14 protein-coding genes are annotated in these 17,532 nt (G+C 66.6%); 12 read left to right on the forward strand and 2 right to left on the reverse strand.

Going from position 1 to position 17,532, the window contains the following annotated elements; all coding sequences use genetic code 11:
• The first annotated feature begins 7 nt into the window (after window positions 1–7).
• The 3 genes from ROR02_RS04335 (at window position 8) to ROR02_RS04345 (ending at window position 3,212) form a co-directional block, all read left to right on the forward strand.
• Window positions 8–718, forward strand: a complete 711-nt coding sequence (locus ROR02_RS04335) for a LysE family translocator (protein ID WP_246135395.1) — start codon at window positions 8–10, stop codon at window positions 716–718.
• Window positions 719–1,341: 623 nt separating this feature from the next.
• Entirely contained in the window at window positions 1,342–2,058 is a 717-nt protein-coding gene (locus ROR02_RS04340; RefSeq protein WP_147162788.1) for a cell wall hydrolase, read from the forward strand.
• A gap of 116 nt (window positions 2,059–2,174) precedes the next feature.
• Window positions 2,175–3,212 carry an aspartate-semialdehyde dehydrogenase gene (locus ROR02_RS04345; RefSeq protein ID WP_147162789.1) on the forward strand — a complete coding sequence of 346 codons (1,038 nt, stop codon included), beginning with the start codon at window positions 2,175–2,177 and terminating at the stop codon, window positions 3,210–3,212.
• Window positions 3,213–3,270: 58 nt separating this feature from the next.
• Here the strand turns inward: ROR02_RS04345 and gpt are convergent, their stop codons facing one another.
• On the reverse strand, window positions 3,271–3,807 hold the full coding sequence (gene gpt, locus ROR02_RS04350; protein WP_147162790.1) for a xanthine phosphoribosyltransferase: 537 nt from the start codon (window positions 3,805–3,807) through the stop codon (window positions 3,271–3,273).
• A gap of 191 nt (window positions 3,808–3,998) precedes the next feature.
• Between gpt and ROR02_RS04355 the strand changes: the two genes are divergently transcribed.
• Window positions 3,999–5,615, forward strand: a complete 1,617-nt coding sequence (locus tag ROR02_RS04355) for a gamma-glutamyltransferase family protein (RefSeq protein ID WP_147162791.1) — start codon at window positions 3,999–4,001, stop codon at window positions 5,613–5,615.
• 45 nt (window positions 5,616–5,660) lie between these two features.
• Here the strand turns inward: ROR02_RS04355 and htpX are convergent, their stop codons facing one another.
• Complete coding sequence (gene htpX / locus ROR02_RS04360; protein ID WP_147162792.1) at window positions 5,661–6,539, reverse strand: zinc metalloprotease HtpX; 879 nt, start codon at window positions 6,537–6,539, stop codon at window positions 5,661–5,663.
• A 182-nt stretch (window positions 6,540–6,721) separates the two neighbouring features.
• Between htpX and ROR02_RS04365 the strand changes: the two genes are divergently transcribed.
• The 8 genes from ROR02_RS04365 to ROR02_RS04400 all read left to right on the forward strand — a co-directional run bounded on the left by ROR02_RS04365 (window position 6,722) and on the right by ROR02_RS04400 (window position 17,385).
• Window positions 6,722–6,946, forward strand: a complete 225-nt coding sequence (locus ROR02_RS04365) for a DUF1674 domain-containing protein (protein ID WP_147162793.1) — start codon at window positions 6,722–6,724, stop codon at window positions 6,944–6,946.
• A 195-nt stretch (window positions 6,947–7,141) separates the two neighbouring features.
• The gene (locus ROR02_RS04370; protein WP_170244958.1) at window positions 7,142–7,573 is read left to right on the forward strand and encodes a thermonuclease family protein; all 432 of its coding nucleotides are present in this window, start codon (window positions 7,142–7,144) and stop codon (window positions 7,571–7,573) included.
• 305 nt (window positions 7,574–7,878) lie between these two features.
• On the forward strand, window positions 7,879–8,415 hold the full coding sequence (locus ROR02_RS04375; RefSeq protein ID WP_147162795.1) for a TetR/AcrR family transcriptional regulator: 537 nt from the start codon (window positions 7,879–7,881) through the stop codon (window positions 8,413–8,415).
• 102 nt (window positions 8,416–8,517) lie between these two features.
• On the forward strand, window positions 8,518–9,645 hold the full coding sequence (locus tag ROR02_RS04380) for an efflux RND transporter periplasmic adaptor subunit (RefSeq protein ID WP_147162796.1): 1,128 nt from the start codon (window positions 8,518–8,520) through the stop codon (window positions 9,643–9,645).
• A gap of 10 nt (window positions 9,646–9,655) precedes the next feature.
• A complete protein-coding gene (locus ROR02_RS04385) occupies window positions 9,656–12,739 on the forward strand; it encodes an efflux RND transporter permease subunit (RefSeq protein WP_147162797.1) in 3,084 nt (1,027 codons plus the stop codon).
• A gap of 213 nt (window positions 12,740–12,952) precedes the next feature.
• On the forward strand, window positions 12,953–13,624 hold the full coding sequence (locus ROR02_RS04390) for a LolA family protein (RefSeq protein WP_147162798.1): 672 nt from the start codon (window positions 12,953–12,955) through the stop codon (window positions 13,622–13,624).
• Between the two features lie 773 nt (window positions 13,625–14,397).
• Window positions 14,398–15,078, forward strand: a complete 681-nt coding sequence (locus ROR02_RS04395) for a class I SAM-dependent DNA methyltransferase (RefSeq protein WP_147162799.1) — start codon at window positions 14,398–14,400, stop codon at window positions 15,076–15,078.
• Window positions 15,079–15,735: 657 nt separating this feature from the next.
• Window positions 15,736–17,385: a methyl-accepting chemotaxis protein gene (locus tag ROR02_RS04400; RefSeq protein WP_170244959.1), complete on the forward strand. Its 1,650-nt coding sequence runs from the start codon at window positions 15,736–15,738 to the stop codon at window positions 17,383–17,385.
• Window positions 17,386–17,532 lie beyond the last annotated feature (147 nt).

A 17,532-nucleotide genomic window follows, 5' to 3' on the forward strand; every position in this document is an offset into this window, starting at 1 on the left:
CCCTGGCATGAGCAAGCGTGCCTGGTCTTCCGACCGGCCTTTCCAAGCGGGTGTCGTGGTGCTTCCCGACGGTCTTTCCTTTCCCACCCTCATGGCTTTCGTGGCCGCCTCCGGCGTTTTGTTGATCACGCCGGGGCCCACGGTGCTGCTGGTCGCGAGCCATGCCCTGACCCGGGGCAGCCGCGCGGCCTTGTGGTCGGTGGCCGGCGTCGCCTTGGGGGATGCCACCGCCCTGGCCGCCTCGCTGGGAGGGCTGGGCGCCTTGCTCGCGGCGTCCGCCGCCTTGTTTTCCGCGGTCAAGCTGGCCGGAGCCGCCGTGTTGATTGGCCTGGGGCTGGGGTTGCTGCGTCATCCGCCCCGGGATCTGGCCTCTCGCGCCCCGGTTTCGTCCCGCCTGGGTGCTTGCGGGGGCGCTTCCGGGCTGTCCCTGGCCCGCGATGCCTGGCTCGTGACCAGCCTGAATCCCAAAAGTCTTCTTTTTTTCGTGGCCTTTGTCCCTCAGTTCATGTCCAAGGCCGCGCCACTGGCCCCGCAGGCGGTGACGTTGGGGGCCGTTTTCGTGACGATGGCGGCGTTGAATGCCCTGGGCTATGCCCTGCTCGCCGATCGTTTGGGGCGCGTGGGGTGTCTGGAACGCGGGCTTCGACTCGCGGGGCGCGCCGGGGGCGTGGGGCTGATCGGGGCCGGTGTGGCTACTATCGCGATTGAGCGCCCGTAATTATCTCCCATAAAATGTGTTAACGGTTTTTCTTGACCCCGTCCGGTTTTTTTGCCGCGTGTGTGAGGACGCGTTTCCTGGATCGTCTCGAAACTGACGGTGTTTCAACGAGATGACCGTTTCTCCGGGGAAAACGGCCCGGATCAGCCTGTTGCTGATTGGCAACGGCGGCGGCAAACGGTATTGTCGCCCGCGCGCAGGGCATTGAGCTTCGCCCGGTCCGTCGCGACACTCCGGCCACCGCATCGGAATGCGGCGGGACCTCCCCCGTCCGGCGGGCCGGCTTGATCCGGACCCGACACCCGCGCCGGGGGCCTTGTGCCCCATTGAACCCGCCCTTGGGCGGCGACCGGTTTCACCCGCCCCAGGGGCGCGGCTCCGGTCCTTCACACCTCGACGTCCCGGCAGCGGGGCGTCGGTCAACCCCGACGAAAACGCATGAGGAACCGACCCGGCAAAGGCCCGGGATCTGAAGCAGAGCTTTTTTTGGTCGCGATGCCCAACGCGGGTATCCCGGCGGGAAAGCCAGTCGGACAGAAACGAAAGAGTCGTGTCGACCCCTGTTCCCCGGTCCTTCGTGGATCAATCCCGGGACGGGCTGGCCGGCAGACGGGAGACAGCCGATGAGACTTATCCTGACCGCGCTGATGGCGTTGGTACTGGTTGCAACAGGGGGTGATTTCCGACAGGCGCGTGCCGCCTCGCCGGTTCCCGACCTGGTCCGCGCGGCGGGCGCCTCTTTACCCCAGGACATTCGAATTGCACCGGGGTCCCTGGTGGTATCCCGCCAGGACATGCTTTGCCTGGCCCTGAACGACTACTGGGAAGCACGCGGAGAGTCCTTGCGCGGCCGCGTGGCGGTGGCGCAGGTGGTTTTGAACCGGGCGCGTGATCCCCGGTTTCCGGGCTCGCTGTGCGACGTGATCACCGATGATCGCAGCCACGCGTCCCGCCGATGCCAATTTTCGTGGGCGTGCGACGGAAAATCCGACACCCCCGCCAACCCCGAGGTCTGGCGTTCGTCCGTTCTGCTGGCCCTGTCGGTCCTGCGCCGGGACAACGCGATCAATGATCCCACCGGCGGCGCGTTGTGGTATCACGCCAGGGCCGTGCGCCCGTCGTGGACCCGCAGCCTGACCCGCACCGTGCGCATTGGCGCGCACTACTTCTATACGGATGACCAGGCGCCGCAGATCGCCATGCAGTCGGCATCGCGCGATCCGGCCCAAACGGCCGACATGGACGTGCCGACCACCTTCGCGGACTGGAGCGACGACCCCCATCACGGCGTGCCCAAGCGCGGGGTTATTTATCCCAACCGGCCGCAGCGGCAGGAATAACGGGCCGGGGGTGCACGGGCACCCTTGATCCCGACAGCGCGGAAGAGTAGCGTTGCCCCCCCTTGGGGGCCGCTTTTTGATGCGGCGGTCCCGCCCGCCGGTCGATGGGGTTTATCATGGCGTATAGAGAAGGTGGCTACCGCGTGGCGGTGGTCGGAGCGACGGGCAATGTCGGTCGCGAGATGCTCTCCATTCTGGACGAGCGCGCCTTTCCGGTGAAGGAAATCGTGGCCCTGGCCTCGTCGCGTTCGACGGGCCGCGAGGTTTCCTTCGGCGAGGATCGGGTGCTGAAGGTCCGCGACCTGGCGACTTTTGATTTCACCGGGTTTGATATCGCGCTCAGCTCGCCCGGGGCCAAGGTGTCGGCCCAGTTCGCCCCCCGCGCGGGTGAGGCCGGCTGCGTGGTGATCGACAACACCAGCCAGTTCCGCATGGATCCGGACGTGCCCCTGGTGGTGCCCGAGGTCAACCCGGAAGCCATCGCCGGTTTTCGCAAGCGCCACATCATCGCCAACCCGAACTGCTCGACCATTCAAATGGTGGTGGCCCTGAAGCCGCTGCACGAGGCGTTCGGCGTGCGCCGGGTCATCGTCAGCACGTACCAGTCGGTCGCGGGCGCCGGCAAGGAAGCGATGGACGAGCTGTTCAATCAGACCAAGGGCATTTACGTCAACCAGCCCTTCACGGATTTCCAGGAGATCTTCACCAAGCAGATCGCCTTTAACGTCATTCCTCACATCGACGTCTTCATGGACGACGGCGCGACCAAGGAGGAATGGAAGATGGCCGTCGAAACGCGCAAGATCCTGGATCCCGACATCCGGGTGCATGCCAACTGCGCGCGGGTGCCCGTGTTCTGCGGACATGGCGAGTACGTGACCATCGAAACCGAAAAGCCGATCAGCGACGTGGCCGCGCGCGAGGTGCTGAGGGACGCGCCGGGGGTGGTGGTGGTTGATCACCGCGCCAACGAGGGCTACGTGACGCCGGTCGAGGCCTCGGGCGAGGATGCCGTGTACGTTTCGCGCCTGCGCAAGGACACCACGGTGGACAACGGTCTGTCGTTCTGGTGCGTGGCCGACAACCTGCGCAAGGGCGCGGCGCTGAACGCCGTGCAGATTGCCGAGGTGCTGGCCCGCGACTACCTGGACTAGGCTTTTTCGTGGTCACGCAAGGCCGGGGAGCGGGGAATCCCGCCGCCCGGCCTCGCCGCTAGCGGTCCAGGCGCTGGTCGAAGGGGTTGCGCTCCAGGGCGTCTTGCTGACGGACCAGCGGCTCGTTGGGCTGAAGATCGGCGTCCCACGGGAACAACAGCCAGACGTCCTGCCGCACGCCCACCACGAAGGTGTCAACCTCGGCCTGTCCCTCGGGCTTGGCGTAGACGGTGGCCATGTGGGCCTTGGGCAGAAGCGTGCGCACCGCGCGGGCGGTCACGCCGCTGTCCACCAGGTCGTCGATCACCAGCCAGCCGCTGCCATCGCCCACCAGATCGCGGTTGAAGGCCTTGATCACCCGCACCTCGCCTTGGGTGCGATCGTCGTAGGAAGCCACGCCCACGCTTTCGACCACGCGCAGGTCCAATTCGCGGGCGATGATCGAGCTGGGAATCAAGCCGCCCCGGGTCACGGCCACGATGCCATGAAAGGGCCCCTTGTTCATCAGACGGTGGGCCAGGGCCCGGGAATCTCGGTGAAACAATTCCCAGGCGATGGGAATATAAAGGGCACTGGCGTAGTCCCTGGTCTGCATGTCTGCCGTCCGTTGCGAAAGCTTGAAGGGGGGATCGGCCCTTTCTAGCCCGGCCGGGGGGCGGGGTCGAGAGCGGACAGGGGCTTTTGGACGAAAGGCATCCCGGGGGCAACATGGGCGCGACGGGGCGAACGCGACCGGATGGGGGGCGGCGTGAACGACGCAAGGCATAACACGGAGAACACCAGGCCATGTTGACCTCCAAGGTGTCGCGGCGAGGGATGGTCAGTGCTCCCCACCATCTGGCGGCGCAAGCCGGGCTGGCCGTGCTGCGCGAGGGGGGCAACGCCATCGAGGCCACGGTGGCGGCGGCGGCCACGGCGGCGGTGGTCTGTCCCCACCGGGCCGGGCTGGGCGGCGACGGCATGTGGATCGTGCACGAACCCGGCCGGCCGCCGGTGTCCATCGACGGCAGCGGGGCCGCCGGGGCCCAGGCCGAGGCCCCCGTGTGGCGGACCCGGGGGCTGAGCCGCGTCCCGGCCCATGGCCCCGAGGCCGCGTGCACGGTGGCGGGCTGTGTGTCGGGGTGGCAGTCGGCCCTTGATCTGTCGGCGCGCTGGGGTGGACGGCTGCCCGTGGCGCGGTTGCTGGCCGAGGCGATCGATCACGCCCGCGACGGCGTGCCCGTGTCGCACGATCAGGAACGCTGCTTGCGCCGGCTGCTGGGCGCGCTCAAGGATCAGCCCGGATTTTCGGCCTGTTTCCTGGATGCCCAGGGGCGGGTGCCCCGCGCGGGCACCGTGCGGACCGCTCCGGCCCTGGCCAGGACCCTGGCGCTCCTGGGGGCGGAAGGGTTGGATGGCTTTTATCGTGGCGCGTCGGGCCAGGCCCTGGCCGCCGACCTCAAGGCCGTGGGGGCCCTGGTTTCGGCGGGCGACCTGGCCCGCCACCGGCCGGTGCGCCGGCGCACGCTGGCGCTGACCCTGGGGGGCGACCTGGCGGTGGTTCACGTCACGCCCCCGCCAACCCAGGGGCTGGCCACGGCCATGATCCTGGGCTTGTTCCAGCGGGCCGGGGTGCGCGGGGCGCTGGATCCCGCCTGGGCCCGGGTGTTGAGCGAGGCGGCGGGAGTGGCCGGGCGCATCCGGGACACCCGCATCGCCGATCCACGCTTCATGGGCGTGCATGCCGCCACCTATCTGTCGGCGCGGGTGCTGGATGATCTGGCCGCCGGCCTGGGGCTCCCTCAGGGAACCGAAACCGGCGCGGCCGAGGGCGTGCGCGTGGGCGCGACCGAGGGCGATTCCCTTTGGATCGGCGTCGCCGATGGGGCGGGGCGGGTGGTCAGCTATGCCCAGGGGCTGGGCCGTGGCTTCGGCTCCGGGGTGGTGCTGCCCGGCACCGGCGTGCTGTGGCACGGCCACGGGGCCGCGTTTTCATTGGACGACGACGCCCCCAATCCCCTGACGCCTGGACGCAAGCCGCCCCATCCCCTGGCCCCGGCCCTGGCCCGGCTGCGCGACGGGCGGGTGATGGCGGTGGGCTGCTCGGGCGGGCTGGGCACGCCCCTGGGGCTCGCGGCGGTATTCGTGCGCGCGGCCCTGTTTGGCGAGAACGTGCAAGCGGCGGTGAGCGCGCCGCGCTGGCGGCTGGAGGGGGACGCGGGCGGGCGCCCGGCCGGGGTGGTGGCCGAAAGCCGCCTGGACGCGGCGGTGATCGAGGAGTTCAGCCGTCATGGCCAGCGGGTGAGCGTGACCGAACCCTTTGACGAAAGCATGGGGGTAGCGGGCGCGATCGTGGCCCATCCCGAGGGCACCTTGGAAGGGGCCGTTGATCCGCGCGCGGATGGCACGGTGGCGGCCTGGTAGGGGGCGCGGGCGTCCCCGACCAGGAGGCCGGCCTTGAAGGGAGAGTTATCCCCAGGGCCCCGGCTGACGGGCGCCGGCCAGGGCGCGCAGGCGGGCCACGCGGTTGGCGGTGGAAGGATGGGTGGCGAACAGGTTGTCCATTCCCTGGCCGCTCAGGGGATTGATGATGAACAAGGGCGCGGTGGCCGGGTTGCGCTCGGCCCCGGGGTTGGCGATGGCGCGGGCGTCGTGCTCGATTTTTTCCAGGGCGCGGGCCAGCCACAGGGGATGGCCGCAGATTTCGGCGCCGGTGCGGTCGGCGCGGTATTCCCCGGTGCGCGAGATCGCCATCTGAACCAGGAAGGCGGCGAACGGCGCCACCAGCACCATCAGCAGGCCGCCGATCGCGCCCAGCGGCGAGGCGTTGCCGTTTTCATCGCGCGAGCCGCTGGCGCCGAACAGGAACGCGAAGTTCCCCAGCATCGAAATGGCGCCGGCCAGGGTGGCGGTCAGGGTCATGGTCAGGGTATCGCGGTGGCGCACGTGGGCCAGTTCGTGCGCCAGCACCCCGGCCAGTTCCTCGCGGTTCAGGCGCGCCATCAAGCCGGTGGTGACGGCGACGGCGGCGTGCTCGGGGTTGCGCCCGGTGGCGAAGGCGTTGGGCTGCGGGGTTTCGATGACATAGACCCGGGGCATGGGCAGATCGGCCCGCCGGGCGAGCGAGGCGATCAGCTCGACCAGATCGGGGGCGCTGGTCTCGTCGACGGGCACGGCGCCGTGCATGCCGAGAACCATCTTGTCGGCGTTCCAGTATGCCAGCATGTTCATGGCCCCGGCCATGGCCAGGGCGATGATCATGCCGGTCTGGCCGGCGACCAGGTTGCCCACGCCCACGAACAAGGCGGTGAGCACGGCCAGGAGCAAGGCGATTCGGGTGAAGGACATGGGACGAACCTCTGTGGTGGACCCTTATCGTGCCCTGAGATAGGCGGATTGGCTGGCCCGTCAAGCGTCAAGACGCGCGGACCCCGGGCAGGGCCCGGGAGGGAGCCGCGCGGGTCTTGCATGCGGGGCCGGGTTGGCCGAATTTGCTTCGCGTTCCCCCGAGATTTGGAGTGAAACCCGCCATGTCAACGCGTTCTCCTTCCCCGTCGTCCGCTCCGGCGGCCTCGTCCACGCCGGCGGAAAAGCCTGCCGCGCCGTCCACGTCCCCGGTCGAGTCGATGCCCGCGACGCCGGGGCCCGACGGGGCCGCGCCCCGGGAGCCGGTGGTTGAGATCGGCGGCCCCAAGGGCCCCGAGCCAACCCGTTACAATGATTGGGAACGGGGCGGACGCTGTTCGGATTTCTGATCCGGTTTTGCTTCATCGCGGGATGTTCTGCTTCTGTTTCACGCGCGCGCTGGACTTTCCGCGCGGCCCATTGATACAATGCCGATTAAAGAGAATTTTACTATCGGCATGGGTGTGGCAATGCGCCAGGCGTGCGGAAACTCCCGACCACGGTTTGAGGCAGGACGCGGGGCCCGGATCGGGGCGGCCGCGCTCATGGCCCTGGGGGCCATGGTCAATCTGGCCGGGGCCGCGTCTCCCGAATGGCGGGCGCGGCCGATCCCGGGGCCGATCGAAGCCCAGGTTCTGCGGGTGATCGACGGCGACACGGTCGAGGTCCAGGCCCTGATCTGGCCCGACCACCAGGTGATCACGGCGGTGCGGGTCGAGGGCATCGATACCCCGGAACGGCGCGGCAAATGTCCGGCCGAGCGCGCCCTGGCCGAGCAGGCAACGGCGCGCGTGGCCGCCCTGGTCACGGCGGCGGGGGCCGGGGTGCGGCTGTGGTCGGTGCGCAACGGCAAGTACGCCGGGCGCGTGGTGGCGGCGATCACGCTGCCCGACGGCCAGGACCTGGCCGGGCTTCTGATCGCCGAAGGGCTCGCCCGCCCTTACGGCGGCGAGGCGCGCCGGCCCTGGTGCCCATGAGGCAACGCCGGGCCGGATCGGGTCCCACTTTTTTAAAGGTATGGGGCCCGCGAGGAGGCCTCCTGGCAAGGAGGTGTGGCGCGACGTAGCGTAATGCATTAAGTCGCATTCTTAGAACGCCTCCCCTTGGAAGGCGCTCTCGGTTTGCTTTTTTGGCATGCCTCCCATGCGTCATGTGTCCTGGACAGAGCCGGGATCGGATCCCATATCCGACCCCTGTTTTGTACCGTCCGGACGGTCCTGCTGTTGCGCGGACCGGACGCGGTCGGGGTTGACCCCTGGTATTTCGAGTGAGGACAGGACCCATGGCGGGACCAGAAACGCGCGCCAGAATTGTGGAAGCCGCGATGTATATTGTGCGCGAACAAGGCGCGGCGCGCCTGACCCTGGATGAGGCAGCCCGGCAGGCTGGTGTTTCCAAGGGGGGGGTTTTGTATCATTTCCGGTCCAAGGATGATCTGATCCGGGCCATGGTCCAGCGCCTGATCGAGGAATACGACGAGCAGGCCGCCGCCATGTACGCCCGGGAAGCCGAAGGGCCCTACCGCTGGGCGCGCACCTACGTGGGGCTGTCGTTCGACCCCAGGGGACCGGGCGCGGATCCGGTGGGCGCGGCGGTGCTGGCGGCGGTGGCCCTGAACCCCGACCTGCTGGCTCCCATCCGGGCCATGTTTCACGATATCCTGGAGCGCCTGCGCTCCGACAGCCCGGATCCGACCCGGGCGCTGCTGATCGGTCTGGCCCTGGATGGGCTTTTCTTGAACCGGGTCACCGGACTTCATCTTTACGACGACGCGACAATGGAAAATCTGCGTCAGACCGCCATGGCCTTGCTGGCCTAGGCCAGGAACCGGTGGAGGGCGCAAGGCTCTTCACCCGTGCGCGGGGCCGTCGCATCCCATGAACCCCAACACTAGCCGAGTACTCGGATAATCGAGGGAACGATGAATCTTAAACGCATGGCCATCATGGTGGTGGGCGGAACGGTCCTGTTTGGCGGGGTCATTGGCTTCACCCAGTTTCGCCAGAAAATGATCGCGGAATATTTCGCCAATCTGCCGGTGCAGGTGGTGACCGTCACGGCCGAACCGGTGGCGCGGGAATCCTGGCGGGTGAGCGTGCCCGCCGTCGGCACCTTGCGCGCGCGCAGCGGCGTGGATGTCAGCCCGTCGGTGGGCGGACAGGTCCAGGCCATCTTGTTCGACTCGGGGCGGATGGTGCGCAAGGGCGATGTCCTGGTGCAGCTCGACGCGGACGAGGAAGAAAGCCAGCTGGCTTCGGCGCGGGCCACGGCCAACCTGGCCCACATCACCGCGAGCCGCGCCCAGCGCCTGGCCCAGACGGCCGCCGGAACCCGCGCCAACCTGGACGAGGCCAACGCGCAGGTCGGCGTCGCCGAGGCCAACATCAAGGAAATACAGGCCCGCATCGCCAAGAAAACCATTCGCGCGCCGTTTTCCGGGCGTCTGGGGGTGCGGCAGGTGGACCTGGGCGCCTATGTCAATGCCGGCCAAACCCTGGTTAATCTCCAGGACCTTTCGGTGATCATGGCCGACTTCACGGTTTCGCAGCGTGATCTGGCCCTGCTCAGCGTGGGCGCGGGCGTTGAACTGACCACCGACAGCTGGCCCGGACGCACGTTCATGGGCACGATCACCGCCATCGCCCCGCAGATCGACGCCAACACCGGCATGGTGCGGGTGGAAGCGCGCTTCGATAACCCCGACGACGCCTTGCGCCCGGGCATGCTGACCCATGTCGAGGTCATTCGTCCGGAATCCCAGACCGTGCTCAGCGTGCCCGTGTCCAGCGTCACCTACAGCCTGTCGGGCGACGCGGTGTTCGTGCTGGGGCCCCTGCCGGAAGGCGCGCCCGCCGGTGCCGAAGCCGCGGTCGAGCGGGTGGTCGTGGCCCTGGGCGAGCGGCGCGGCGACCGGGTCGCGGTGGCAAGCGGCCTGGAAGACGGCCAGCGCATCGTGACCTCCGGGCAGATGAAGCTGCAAAACGGCTCGCTGGTGACGATCGCCGATGTTCCCCTCAGTGCCGCCGCCGCCGCCGGCGCGGCCCGATAGGATCGCCGCCATGCATACCTTCGATATTTTCATCAAAAGGCCGGTGCTGGCGTCGGTGATCAGCCTGCTGGTCCTGGTCATCGGCTTGCAGGCCCTGTTCTCGTTGCCGGTGCGTCAGTATCCGGAAATGAAGAACACGGTCATCACGGTGACCGTGACCTACCCCGGCGCCGACGCCGACCTGATGCAAGGCTTCGTCACCCAGCCGCTGCAAAAGGCGGTCTCGACGGCCAAGGGCCTGGACTACCTGAAATCCACCTCGTCGCAGGGCATGACCGAGGTCCAGGCCTACGTGCGCTTGAACGAGGACCCGAACGCGGCGATGACCGAGGTCACGGCCAAGGTCAACGAGGTGCGCTCGGTTCTGCCGCGCGGCATCGACGACCCGGTGATCAAGAAGGAAACCGGCGATACCTTTCCGTCGGCCTTCCTGGCCTTTTCCTCGACCGTGTTCGACCAGGCCCAGATCACCGATTACGTCAACCGGGTGATCCAGCCCCGCCTCGCCGCCGTGCCCGGGGTCGCGAACCCCGAGGTGTTTGGCTCCAAGGACTTTTCCATCCGGGTCTGGCTGAACCCCGAACGCATGGCCCAGCAGGGCCTCACCCCCCAGGACGTGCAAGCCGCCCTGGTTTCCAACAACTACGCCTCGGCGGCGGGCTCGACCCGGGGCACGCTGGATATCCTCAACATCAAGGCCAAGACCGACCTGACCCAGGTGGCCGAGTTCCGCGACATGGTGGTGCGCAACGACGGCGCGCGCCTTGTGCGGCTGTCGGACGTGGCCGAGGTCACCTTGGCGTCGGCCAGCGAGGACACCAGCGTGTTCGCGAACGGCGAGCCGGCCATTTTCGTGGGTGTGTTCACCACCCCCGAGGCCAACCCGCTGACCGTGATCGGCGAGGTCCGCGACAAGGCCCTGCCCGAGATCGTGGCCCAGCTGCCCGAGGGCATGAGCGCCACCGTTGCCTATGACTCGACCATCTTCATTCAGGCTTCCATCAACGAGGTGATCAAGACCATCGTGGAAGCGGCGCTGATCGTGATGGTGGTCATTTTCCTGTTCATGGGCAGCTTCCGTTCGGTGGTCATTCCCCTGGTCACCATGCCGCTGTCGCTGGTCGGCGTGACCATTTTGCTGCTGGCGCTGGGTTTTTCGATCAACCTCCTGACCTTGCTCGCCATGGTGCTGGCCATCGGCCTGGTGGTCGATGACGCCATCGTGGTGGTGGAGAACATTCACCGCCATATCGAGGAGGGCAATTCCCCCTTCCACGCCGCCTTGATCGGCACGCGCGAAATCGCGGTGCCGGTGATTTCCATGACCATCACCCTGGCGGCGGTGTACGCGCCCATTGCCTTCATGGGCGGCCTGACCGGGGCCTTGTTCCAGGAATTCGCCCTGGCCCTGGCCGGGTCGGTGGTGGTGTCGGGGATCATCGCGCTTACCTTGTCGCCGATGATGTGCTCGCGCCTCTTGCGCCACGACGAGGACAAGAAGGGGCTGGCGGCGCGCCTGGACAGCATCTTCGAGGCCTTGCAGCGCCGCTACGGGCGCATGCTCAAAAGCTCGCTCAACGAGCGCGCGCCCACCGTGGTCTTCGCGCTGATCGTGTTCGTCAGCCTGCCGTTCCTGTTTACCGCCATCCCGACCGAACTGGCCCCGGAAGAGGACCAGGGCGCGGTGCTGACCGCCTTCGACGGCCCGCCCGAAGCCAGCAACGCGTACATGAATGTGTTCGTCGATCAGATCAACAAGGCGCTGCTGAGCTATCCCGAAACCAGCCAGACCTTCCTGATCGCCGGCATGGGCACGGCCAACAAGGGCTTCGGTGGCATCAGCCTGCGCCCGTGGGACGAACGCGAGCGCAACGCCGCCCAGTTGGTTGGCGCGGTGCAGCAGACCATGAACGGCATTGCCGGGGTCAAGGCCTCGGTGTTCAACCCGGCGCCGTTGCCCGGCTCCGATGGCCTGCCCGTGCAGTTCGTCGTCACCTCGACCGCGCCTTACGAGGTGATGAACGAAATCAGCGAGCAGATGATGGACAAGGCCCGCGCCGCCGGCCGGTTCGCGTTCATCGACAAGGATTTGGATTTCGACAGCCCGCGCTCGCTGGTGAGCATCGACCGCGACAAGGCGGCCGCCTATGGGGTGTCGATGCAAGGCATCGGCGACTCATTGGCCCTGATGACCGGCGGCAACTACGTCAACCTCGTGAACCTGCAAGGCCGCTCGTACAAGGTCATTCCCCGGGTTCCCGATGCCTTCCGCCTGGATCCGGAGGCGCTGGGGCGCTTCCACGTGCGCACCGACAAGGGCGAGATGATCCCCCTGTCGTCCTTGATCGCGGTCACGCGCGAGGTGCAACCGCAGTCGTTGACCCAGTTCAATCAGTTGAACTCGTTCACCATCTCGGCCTTCCCCATGCCCGGGGTCACGCAAGGGGATGCCCTCAAGGTGCTGCAAGATGCCGCGCGCGAATTGCTGCCCAAGGGCTACACCATCGATTACACGGGCCAGTCGCGCCAGTTCATCCAGGAAGGCAACGCCCTGGTCCTGACCTTCGCCCTGGCCCTGATCATCATTTTCCTGGTCCTGGCGGCTCAGTTCGAGAGCTTCCGCGATCCCCTGGTGATCCTGGTGTCGGTGCCGATGTCGATCAGCGGCGCGCTGATCCCGCTGGCCCTGGGCGCCGCGACCATGAACATCTATACCCAGGTCGGGCTGGTGACCCTGATCGGCCTGATCACCAAGCACGGCATCTTGATGTGCGAGGTGGCGCGTGAACGCCAGGAACAACAGGGCCTGAGCCGCCGCGAAGCCATCGAGGTCGCGGCCCGCCTGCGGCTGCGTCCCATCTTGATGACCACGGCGGCCATGGTGTGCGGCTTGATTCCGCTGCTGTTCGCCTCGGGGGCCGGCGCCATGAGCCGGTTTTCCATCGCCGTGGTGATCGTGTCGGGCATGAGCATTGGCACCTTGTTCACCTTGTTCGTGCTGCCCGTGGTCTACACCTTCCTGGCCCGCGACCGCAGCGCCCAGACCCGGGAGGCCGAAGAAGCCGCCAAGGTTCCCGCCGGCCTGCCGTCGTAAGCAAACGCGCGCCCTGACCCCTGCTTCCGGCACGGGTCGGGCGCGCCCCCGGCGGCCAGAGGGGGCAGGGGAAGTGTGCCGTCGCCGCTGCGCCCAAGGCGCCAATCGCGTAGGATGCCTCCTTGTCCGGGCGCGGCTTCCCGTCCGCCCGGGCTTTTGGGATGGTTCGTCTTGGGATCTTGTTGTCGCATCCCGTTGTCGCAAGGAGTGCCGATGCGCCGTTTGCTTCCCTTTGCCGCCGCCGCGCTGTTGTGGGGCGTCGCGGTGTCGCCCGTCCTGGCCGAGGGCCCCGGGCCGGGGCCGACCGAGGGCGCCCAGGTCGAAAGCGTGCTGCCCCGCCTCAGTCCCGAGCAACGGGCCTTCATCGCGCGGGCCGAGGCGTATTTGAACGACCTGCATTCGGTGCAGGCCCGCTTTCTTCAGATTTCGTCGACCGGCAATTATGCCGAGGGCACGGTTTCGCTCCAGCGGCCCAACCGGCTGCGCATGGAATACGATCCCCCGGCCGAACTGCTGATCGTGGCCAACGGGTCGCACCTGATCTACCACGACATCAAGCTGGAGCAGGTGACCTACATCGGTCTCAACGACACGCCGCTGGGCGTGCTGTTGCGCGAGCACATCGCCTTTTCCGACCCGGCCCTGACCATCACCAATTTCCGCGAGGCCGGGGGCGTGGCCGAAATCTCCCTGGTCCAGACCAAGGACCCGGGGCAGGGCACCTTGACCCTGGTCTTCACCGTCGATCCGGTGGATCTGCGCCAGTGGCGCGTGGTCGATGCCCAGAACATTGAAGTCACCGTGTCGTTGTTCAACCCGCGCCGCGATATCAAGCTGGATCCCGACCTGTTCGTGTTCCGGGCCCCGCGCAAGGAACGCGATTAGAGTCTGTCCGTTTCACGCTGAATGACGCTGGCCGGCAGGGGCTTCGCGGGGGAAGGTGCCGTCGCGAAGCCCCTCCGGCGCGTGGGGGCCGATGGCCCCTTCGAGTCGGCTTGGATCGCCTCCGGATTCTCGTATTCCGATACCAGGGCTCTTCACTCCTCCGGCGAAGGGGAGTGTCATGAATCTTTCACGCAACAGCGGAGCACCCGTTCCAACCCCTGCGGGAGCCCGCCGGGAGGGACGGCCTGGCCCCTGCGCGACGGGGCAGGCCAAGGAGCCCGGGGCCCCTGGCGCGAGGGGCGATGCACGCGCTCAAGCCGCCCTTGATGCCTTGCGGGCGCATGAGGAAGGAGCAGGGCCCGGGCCGTGCGCCAGGGAACGCCCGTGGATTCTTCCCTTTTCATAACACTTTGATTCCTTGGCGTATTTTTCCATCTGACGGGGATAAGGACGTGGCTTCGCCCGGCGAAGGAGCGCCGCGAGGCCCGGGGCACGGGCAGCGTGTGGTCGGGCCCCGTCCAAGCGGGATCGGCGAGGGGGCGGGCCGGAGTTCAGCCCCTCCCGGCACCGCTCCGTGAGCGCCCCGGCGCCTGCGTTTCTCCCGATACCTCCGCCAGGACGAAGCGGCTCTTGCCTGGCGCCCACGGGAGAAACACTCGTAAAGATAGGCGTTGCTCGGGTTGATTCGCGCTTCGATATATGTTTCATGGTTTCGTGCCCTGCGGGGCACACGTTGAATCTGTTTATTCAAGATAAACCATGATGAGGTGCGCATGACGGATGCTTCGACTGCCAGAAAAACCACCGCGACTTCCGCCACGGATTCGTCCGTTCTGGACACCATGACCCATGCGGATCTTCCCCAACTGGAAGCCTACTACGACCGTTGGTCGGCGACCTACGAGGACGATCTTCTGAGCAAGGGCTACGACGCGCCCGTCCGCGCGGCCGAGATCCTGGATCAGCACGGAGTCGATCGCGCACGGCCGGTTCTGGATGCCGGCTGTGGAACGGGTCTGACAGGATTGCATCTCAAGAAACGTGGATTTTCCGCCGTGATTGGCGCCGACTACTCGACGGCGTCGCTGGACAAGGCGCGTGAGAAAGGCTGTTACGCCGACCTGAAGCGCCTGGACATGAACCAGACCCTGGGGTTCCCCGACAATCACTTCGCGGCGGCCCAGTGCATTGGCGCGTTGACGTATGTCAAGAACATGGCCGGTCTGATGCGCGAGTTTCAGCGCGTCGTGTGTCCGGGTGGGATTGTGTCGTTCACGCACCGGCTCGACTTGTACACTGAGTCCTTCAAGACCCTCTTGAAGAAGATCGAGGACGAAGGACTGTGGACCTCGATTCACCGGTCCGAGCCGCAACCCTACATTCCGGGGCACCAGGACTTCGGGGACGACAAGGCGATCATCTACGATGTGTTCCGCGTGAACGCGCCCGCCTGATGCTTCCCTTCGACCCCTGACCCCTGATCGGAAAGGGCTGGGGTCATGACTTCTCCGGCACGATCGCATCGCGCCCGGGGCTCGTGTCCGGGCGCGGACGTTACCGGAGCATGCCCGCTTTCTCCGCCCAAGGGCATCTGGATGCCCGTCGGGGAAAAGGGGGGCACCGCGTGAGTCTGTCCGCTTTCATTCGAAGCGGACAGACTCCGGGGGGAAGGCGTGCGTCCCGGGCCTCTTCCGCCCCGCTCGGGCCCGTCCAAATAAGGCGGGAAAATGGCGAATTGATGCGTCCTTAATTTGCACCCGCCAAGCCTCAAGCGAGAATTATCAAAAGAATATAATCTTTTGGTGGTGGATGGCCGTGGGGAATGGCCGGAAGCTCCAACAAGCGCTAGCCGATAGCCTGTATTTTGACGTTTACTGGTGTCCGGTACGAAAAAGCGGACATCATGCTTCGGTGCCCGTGTCGCAAGGAGCGTTCGCGTCAATCCATGATGCCCCCTCGGAATCGAGGGGAACGGGATGCCAGGCTGCCCGTTCTCGCGCTGGCCCGGATGCGCCAGGGACGGCGTGGGGGACCAGGCAGGGCCAAGCCGGCCCCCCGCCTGCTGGAGAGTCGGCATGTTGAACAGGTTAAGCGTAGGCAGAAAACTCGGAATGCTTGTGGGTCTTGGGCTGGTTTCAACCGCCTTGGTTTCGGCCCTGATGTTGTTCCTTCTGCGCGACCAGCTGCTGGAGGCGCGCTTCGCCAAGCTGCGGGCGGTGGTCGAGATTTCGCGCGGCATCGCCCAGTCGTTCGAGGACAAGGTTAAAGCCGGCGCCTTGACCCGCGACCAGGCCCTGGACCGCTTTCGCGAGACCATGAACGCCTTATGGTACGACGACGGCAAAAGCTATGTCTCGGCCGCGAGCATGGACGGGATCATGATGCTCAACCCGGCCAATCCCGCCCTGGTCGGGCGTGACCTGATGGGGCTGAAGGACGCCAACGGCCGCCTGATCATCGCGGATCAGGTGGCCCTGATGAAGGAAAAACAGGAAGGAACCTACGAATTTTATTTCAAGAAACCGGGCGGTGACACGCCAATTCCAAAAATTAACTATCTGATGCGTTTTGATCCCTGGAATATGTTCATTGCGGCCAGTGTGTACATCGAGGATGTGAATCAGATATTCTGGCGGACGGCCCTGGGGGTTCTGGTGTTCATCGTGGCCTTGCAGGGCCTGGTCGTGGCGGCGGTCATCGCCATCGCCCGCAACATCAGCACCCCCATAAACGTGATCGACACCCGCATGGGACAGATGGTTGCCGGCGATCTCTCCGCGCCCATCGATATCCCCGAGCGCGCCGACGAGATCGGCCGCATGGCGGGCACCTTGCGCACCCTTCAAAATGAGCTGCGCTCCAGCGAGGCCCTGCGCGCCAAGACCGCCGAGGAACAACAACGCCGCCTGGAGCGGGCCCAGGAAATCGAAAAGCGCATCGCGACGTTCGAGGCCACCATCAGCAGCGTGACCGGCCAGGTGGGCAGCGCGGCCCGGGAGCTGGAAGGCACCGCCAACAGCATGTCGGGGCATTCCAGCCAGACCTCCAGCCAGTCGCGCGAAGCCTCCGAGGTTGCCCTTGTCGCCTTGGAAAGCATCAACGCCGTGGCCGGGGCCGGCGCCGAGCTGACCACCTCGATCGAGGCGATCGGCCAGCATGTGCAAGGGGCCAAGACCATGATCGAGCAGGCGGTGCGGGAAACCTCGCGCAGCCACGAGGAAATCCAGGCCCTTGCCGCCGCCGCCGACCGCATCGGGGCGGTGGTCCAGCTGATTTCCGATATCGCCTCGCAAACCAACCTGCTGGCGCTCAACGCCACCATCGAGGCGGCCCGCGCCGGCGAGGCCGGCAAGGGCTTTTCGGTGGTCGCGAACGAGGTCAAGACCCTGGCCAACCAGACCGGCAAGGCCACCGACGAAATCACCGCCCAGATTCAGGCCATCCAGGAGGCCACCCGCACCTCGGCGCGCTCGATCGAGGGCGTGGTGGACACCATGCGCCGGATCGATACCCTGAGCCACGAGATCGCCCGGTCCGTGCTGGGCCAGCGGGAAGCCACCCAGAATATCGCCCGGCGCTCCCAGGACGTGGCCGAGCGCACGACCTCGCTGTCGGGCATCATCGGCGACGTGGCGGCGGCCGCCAGCGACTTGAAACAGTCGTCCGAAACCGTCCTCAAGGCCGCCGTCGGGCTGCAAAAAAGCGGTGGCGTCCTGGATGTCGAGGTTCAGACGTTCCTCAACCACGTGCGCACCGCCTGATCGCCCGGGCTCCGGGAAGGAAGCGGCTTCCCGGAGCCCTTGGGTTAAAAAGCCATGAAAACGAGAAACAATCATAAAAATAATCTGGAAAGAGCAGTGCCCCTCGTCCACACTCTTCTTCAAGCCCATCGGAAACGGTCCGTTCCA

Origin of the sequence: Pararhodospirillum oryzae, assembly GCF_007992075.1 — a bacterium.
GTDB classification, from domain to species: Bacteria; Pseudomonadota; Alphaproteobacteria; order Rhodospirillales; family Rhodospirillaceae; genus Pararhodospirillum; species Pararhodospirillum oryzae.